Here is a 5,554-nt window from a genome sequence, read left to right on the forward strand (position 1 = left end):
GCGCCGTCCGCGACCGCCTCGAATACGAACTGGATGTCATCGGGCGCATGGACTTCGCTTCGTACTTCCTGCTGGTGTGGGACATCGTCGAGGAGGCGCACCGCCGGGGCATCCTCACCGTGGGGCGCGGCTCGGCGGCGAACAGCCTGGTGTGCCGTGTGCTGGGCATCACGGAAGTCGATCCCATCCGCCACAACCTGTACTTCGAACGCTTCCTCAATCTCGAGCGCTCGGACTTCCCGGACATCGACATCGATTTCCCGTGGAACCGCCGCGACGAAATGATCCAGTACGTGTTCGACCGTTATGGATCGGAGCACGTCGCCCTCATCTCGTCGCACATCCACATGCGCGGCCGCTCGACCCTGCGCGAGGTGGGCAAGGCGCTGGGCCTGGCCGCCGTGGACATCGACAAGCTCACCCGCAACCTGCCGCATTCGGCGCACGTGGACAACCTCGACGCCGTGCGCGACGCGGTGCCGGAATGCCGCGACCTGCCTCTCGACGAGGAGCCGTACAGGAGCGTTATCGAGCAGGCGGCGAAGGTGGAAGGCGTGCCGCGTCACCTGTCCATCCACTGCGGCGGCATCGTGGTGAGCCCGGGACGCATCACCGACCTGGTGCCGCTGCAGACCACGCCGAAGGGATTCGTGGTGACGCAACTCGACATGTACCCGGTGGAAGACCTCGGCCTGCTCAAGATCGACCTGCTCGCACAGAGGGGGCTGGCGGTGGAGATCGACACCGTGCGCTGGGTGCGGGAGCGTTATGGCGCGGCGCCGGACTTCGACCGCATCGATCCCGTGACCGACGACAAAACGCGCGCGCTCATCATGCGGGGCAACACCATCGGATGTTTCTACATCGAGTCGCCCAGTATGCGGAACCTCCTGCAGAAACTGAAAGTCGATTCGTTCGAGGAACTCACCGCCGCCAGTTCCATCATCCGTCCCGGCGTGGCCAGCAGCGGCATGATGCAGGCATACATCCGCCGTCACAACGGCAAGGAGCCGGTGACGTACCTGCACCCGAAGCTCGAGGCGGTGCTTGCCGAGACCTGCGGCATCATGATTTACCAGGAGGACGTCATCAAGGTGGCGCACGCCATCGCCGGCATGGGGCTGGGCGAGGCGGAGGGGTTGCGCAAGTGCATGAGCAAGAAGCGCGACTGGGAACGGATGGAAACCTACCGCGAGCGGTTTCTTTCGGGCGCGAAACAAAACGGCGTGGCGGGCGCCACGGCGCTCGAGATCTGGCGGCAGATCGAAAGTTTCGCGGGCTATTCATTCTGCAAGGCGCACAGCGCGTCGTTCGCCTTGGAGTCGTACCGCGCCGCGTACCTGAAGGCGCATCACCCGGCGGCGTTCATGGCGGCGGTGCTTTCCAACGAAGGCGGCTTCTACGATGCCTGCGCCTACACGGAAGAAGCCCGGCGGCTGGGACTCGACATCCTTCCTCCGCACGTCAACCACAGCCGGTATCATTTCACCGCCGAGCGCGTCGATGCGGTGCGCGTGGGACTGATGCAGGTGAAGGGGCTGAGCCGCGGCGGCATCGAGTCCATCCTGCGCGCGCGGGAGGCGCGGCGGTTCGACACGTTGCACGACTTCATGGAGCGCGTGCCGCTGGAGGAGCCGGAGCTGGATTCGCTGATTTACTGCGGCGCGCTGGACGGGCTGGGGCCGTCGCGTCCGGTCATGCTGTGCGAGATGATGAAGTGGTGCCGCAACCTGCCCCGGACAAAAAACAAATCACAAAAGCCGTTGCCGCTGGCCCGCGGCGGGCGTCGCTGGGTGGTGCCGGAATTGAAAGAATACGACGCCAGGGCGTGCGGACTGGCGGACCTGGAGACGCTGGAGTTGATGGTGAAGGCGCACCCGATGTCCCTGTTCGGCATCACCGAAAAGACCTGGCCCCGGGGCTTCATCCGGGCGAAAGACCTCGCCACCACGCGCCGAAAGTTCGTGACCATGACCGGGTTGCTCGTGACGTACAAATCGACGCGCACGACGAAAGGCGAACTCATGAAGTTTGTCAGCCTGGAAGACCCGACGGGAATTTTTGAAGTGACCCTGTTCCCGAAAGTTTACAGGAAGTACGGTCACCTGCTCCGCGGCAAGGGACCGTTCATCGTGAAGGGGCAGGTGGAAGAGGACAGCGGCAACCGCACGGTGACGGCGCTGTGGGTGAATGACGGATGGGGAACGGGATGATTATTCGTAAATTTCAATCCAGCTCGTCTTCGCAATAAAACTTGGGCCTTATATCGAAGTGATGGAATTCGAGCGGTTTATGAACCGACGCATCGCAGTCCGCAACCCCGGTACCAAAAGTTCATCCCAGCCCCTACTGCGTGGCCAGTCTCACCCCGCGCACGTATTTTGTCCGTCCCTTTTCCGGAATTTCGAGCCCACCTAACCATAACTACCTGATTTAGCTTGTATTTTTTATTATTAATCTTTGTTTAATATTTTAAATAAACATTTGACAAACAATAGAAATAGGGGGTACTATTACCTTATAAACAACCCAACCTCTGTTGGGTGCCCTGAACCCGGCTCGCCCTCTTCTTAGTTCCGCTCCCGTTGTCATTCGGCTCTCCCCTATTCGCGAGTTCCCAGCCACCCCGGCAAGTCCGCGAGGGAGTTTATTCCTTTAAGAATTCGTATCGAGAAAGGAAGGCGCTGAATGTTTCCACCATCTGTCAAACCCGATTGCAGTTTTCTTCTGAAGCTTTGCGTGGTGGTTTCCATGCTGTACGCGCCAAGCTCGGCTTTTGCCGAATCCTCCTCACCCGAAAACATGGTGCTGATAAACGCAAGCGGTTTTGTCCGCGGCATGGATGCCGACAAGGCCCGTCTCCTGAAAGAAGGTTCGGGTTCGACCGCCCTTACACCCATGTCGGAAGAAGCGTTTCGGGATGAAGGGCCGGCGCGCATGATTTACCTCGATTCCTATTACATCGACAAATTCGAAGTGTCCAACGCGCAGTACACCGAATTCATCATGGCCACGGATTACCCGGCTCCGGCTTACTGGGATCACCATGAACTGAACAAACCGGATTACCCGGTAACGGGCGTGAACTGGTTCGACGCCAACGCGTATTGCCACTGGGCCAACAAACGCCTGCCGACCGAAGCGGAATGGGAAAAGGCGGCGCGGGGTCCGGCGGGTTTCCTCTATCCCTGGGGCAACGGACTCGATTACAGCAAGGCCAATTTCGCCCGCGGTAAAAGGGGCGAAACGTACATCACCCAGCCGGTGGACTCGCATCCGGAGGGTAAAAGTTATTACGGCGTATACAACATGGCGGGGAATGTTTTTGAATGGGTGCAGGACTGGTACGACCCAAACTACTACAAGACTTCCAAGGATGTGAGAAACCCGAAAGGCCCCGACTTGGATCCGATTCCAGGCACGGCAGGCAATTTGCCTCCTGGTCAGGCCGGGGGCAATGGCAAAAAGAAAGTCATCCGCGGCGGCTCCTGGTTTGCTCCGGCGCAAAGCGTCACCACCACGCACCGGTTCTGGAACGACCCGATGAACAATTCCTACGGAGTGGGTCTGGGCTTTCGTTGCGCTCGTGACTTTGAGGAACAACCCGCAATGGAGTCGCGTATGCATTACATGGATGCGTTGATCCACATGGGAGCTGAAAAGTTCGAGCGGGCCCGGGAGGCCATTCAAAAAGCCTTGCAGCTGGAGCCGGAAAACAAGGAATACCGGAACCTTCAAAAAATGATCGCAAACAGGTTGTGACGGGAGACCATGACTATGAAGAGAAATGGCATGCTCACAGTATTGGTCATCGGTTCCCTGCTGGTTTTGGGTCGCGGAGACCTGAGTGCCGAAGACTTGGTGGAGACGGGAATCTGTCCTCAAATCAGGAACACGCTTTCCGCACCGGGAGAGTTTTTGAAAAGAAAAAATCCACTTCGCAAAGAACCGCGTCATCTGAAACGAGGCAAGGTGCTGGCGTTGATCAAAGCGAAACCCCTTGCCTGCAAGCAGTGTCACGGAATGAAGGGGAATGGAATGGGCGCCATGGCCCCGAACATGGATCCGAAACCACGCAACTTCACCTGCAAAATGACCATGGGCACCATTCCCGACGGACAGTTGTTCTGGATCATCAAGAACGGGTCGAAAGGCACGTCAATGCCTGCTTATTCGCACCTGTCGGATGAAAGAATCTGGCAAATCATCCATTACATTCGTTCACTTTCCAGTGAAAAAAATGGGGTGCCGGAATGAATCCATCCTATTTAAATGAGGGCACCATGGATCCAAGTGAAAAAATATTATGGGTTGTGATTTTGATGGTCGGATTGATGGCATGGGTCATGGGCCCGGGCAGGGCTTTTCCCGCCGGCACCGTCCTGATGGCGCAGGATAAAGAGGTGGAAGTGGAAGATGACGTCGAGCCGTGGGAAGGGTTTCGCGGATTCAGCCCGCGGGTTCCTTATGGGCAGGGACCGGATTCCGGTCAGGTTGGGCAGGAGGGGACCTTGTCCAAACCGCAGGTGGAGGGAGTGCATTCCGAAACCAGTCAGTCGAAAAAAGAACCGGGTTTGCAGGAAAAAGAAAAACCAGTGAATACGGACAGGGTCGAACCATGGGAAGGGTTTCGGGGATGGAGTCCCCGGGTTCCCTACGGAGATTGAAATTAAAAGCAAGCGGGAGAGGGCGGGTCATGAATAATTCGGTTGTGCCAATGATTTTGTTTCTTGGATGTGCGCTGACCCTGGCATCTTGCGGTCCTGCAAAGGATTATCAGGCCTATCGGGACCAGGCCGGGCAGGGAGAGCAGATTTTTGACCGGCATTTCGACCTTTGTTATCAGATGGCGTATCAAAAAATAAAACCGATTGAGGGTAGCTCCGGTGCGGGCCAGCGGCTCAACTGGAAACGTGAAGAGTTTCAGCGGTGCATGCTCGACCACAACTGGGTTCTGAAATGACTCGGAACAGGTCAACCTCGAAAAAAAGCAGGGGGGGTGGGTGTGGGTAAGAAAAGAAACGCAATGATTGGAATGTTGATGTGGTTGTGGCTCGGAGGTGAAAGCGGGCCCGGAGCATGGGCATCCTCCCCTGTCGATGGATACCTTTTAGGTTATAAGGCCTACCTTCGGCAGGATTTCCAGGGGGCATTCAAACACTGGATGCCCCTGGCCTGGGCCGGAAACTCCGACGCCCAGTATCAGCTTGGGGTTCTTTATCTCAATGGCCAGGGCGTGCCCGTTGATACAAGAAAAGCGGCAAAGTGGTTTCTTGCCAGTGCTCTGCAGGGAGACGTCGGCGCGCAGTATTTTCTGGCAGAGTTGTACCGTAAAGGACAGGGGGTGGATCGCGACCTGGAAGTCGCTGCCGCCTGGTACCGGAAAGCCGCGGAGCAGGATTACCCCGATGCCCAGTACCGTCTGGGAACCTGGTACGCGGACGTCACCCACGATGCCGCCGATCCGGTGCAGGCGTATGTCTGGCTGGCGCTTGCCGCCCGCAACGGCATCCAGCCGGTCGGTGTGGATGTCCTGGGCCTTCTGTTCAGTTTG

General features: G+C 57.9%; 6 protein-coding genes. All 6 read left to right on the forward strand.

Annotated elements, in window-relative coordinates:
• The coding region (locus TX82_RS07585) for a DNA polymerase III subunit alpha (protein ID WP_052338222.1) at positions 1 to 2,213 on the forward strand (2,213 nt) is incomplete at its 5' end.
• Between the two features lie 475 nt (positions 2,214 to 2,688).
• A complete protein-coding gene (locus TX82_RS07590) occupies positions 2,689 to 3,762 on the forward strand; it encodes a formylglycine-generating enzyme family protein (protein ID WP_005008940.1) in 1,074 nt (357 codons plus the stop codon).
• Positions 3,763 to 3,792: 30 nt separating this feature from the next.
• Complete coding sequence (locus TX82_RS07595) at positions 3,793 to 4,257, forward strand: c-type cytochrome (protein WP_187291932.1); 465 nt, start codon at positions 3,793 to 3,795, stop codon at positions 4,255 to 4,257.
• 26 nt (positions 4,258 to 4,283) lie between these two features.
• Complete coding sequence (locus TX82_RS07600) at positions 4,284 to 4,667, forward strand: hypothetical protein (RefSeq protein WP_005008949.1); 384 nt, start codon at positions 4,284 to 4,286, stop codon at positions 4,665 to 4,667.
• A 29-nt stretch (positions 4,668 to 4,696) separates the two neighbouring features.
• The gene (locus tag TX82_RS07605; RefSeq protein ID WP_005008952.1) at positions 4,697 to 4,963 is read left to right on the forward strand and encodes a hypothetical protein; all 267 of its coding nucleotides are present in this window, start codon (positions 4,697 to 4,699) and stop codon (positions 4,961 to 4,963) included.
• 201 nt (positions 4,964 to 5,164) lie between these two features.
• Positions 5,165 to 5,554 (forward strand): tetratricopeptide repeat protein (locus tag TX82_RS07610; RefSeq protein ID WP_187291933.1); only part of this gene is annotated, 390 nt, incomplete at its 3' end.

Source organism: Nitrospina gracilis 3/211 (assembly GCF_000341545.2).
Classification (GTDB): Bacteria; Nitrospinota; Nitrospinia; order Nitrospinales; family Nitrospinaceae; genus Nitrospina; species Nitrospina gracilis.

Bases quoted from the DNA above. Each gene is read 5' to 3' on its own strand.
- TX82_RS07595 (WP_187291932.1), top strand. From the start codon at position 3,793: ATGCTCACAGTATTGGTCATCGGTTCCCTGCTGGTTTTGGGTCGCGGA.
- TX82_RS07605 (WP_005008952.1), top strand. From the start codon at position 4,697: ATGAATAATTCGGTTGTGCCAATGATTTTGTTTCTTGGATGTGCGCTG.
- TX82_RS07600 (WP_005008949.1), top strand. From the start codon at position 4,284: ATGGATCCAAGTGAAAAAATATTATGGGTTGTGATTTTGATGGTCGGA.
- TX82_RS07590 (WP_005008940.1), top strand. From the start codon at position 2,689: ATGTTTCCACCATCTGTCAAACCCGATTGCAGTTTTCTTCTGAAGCTT.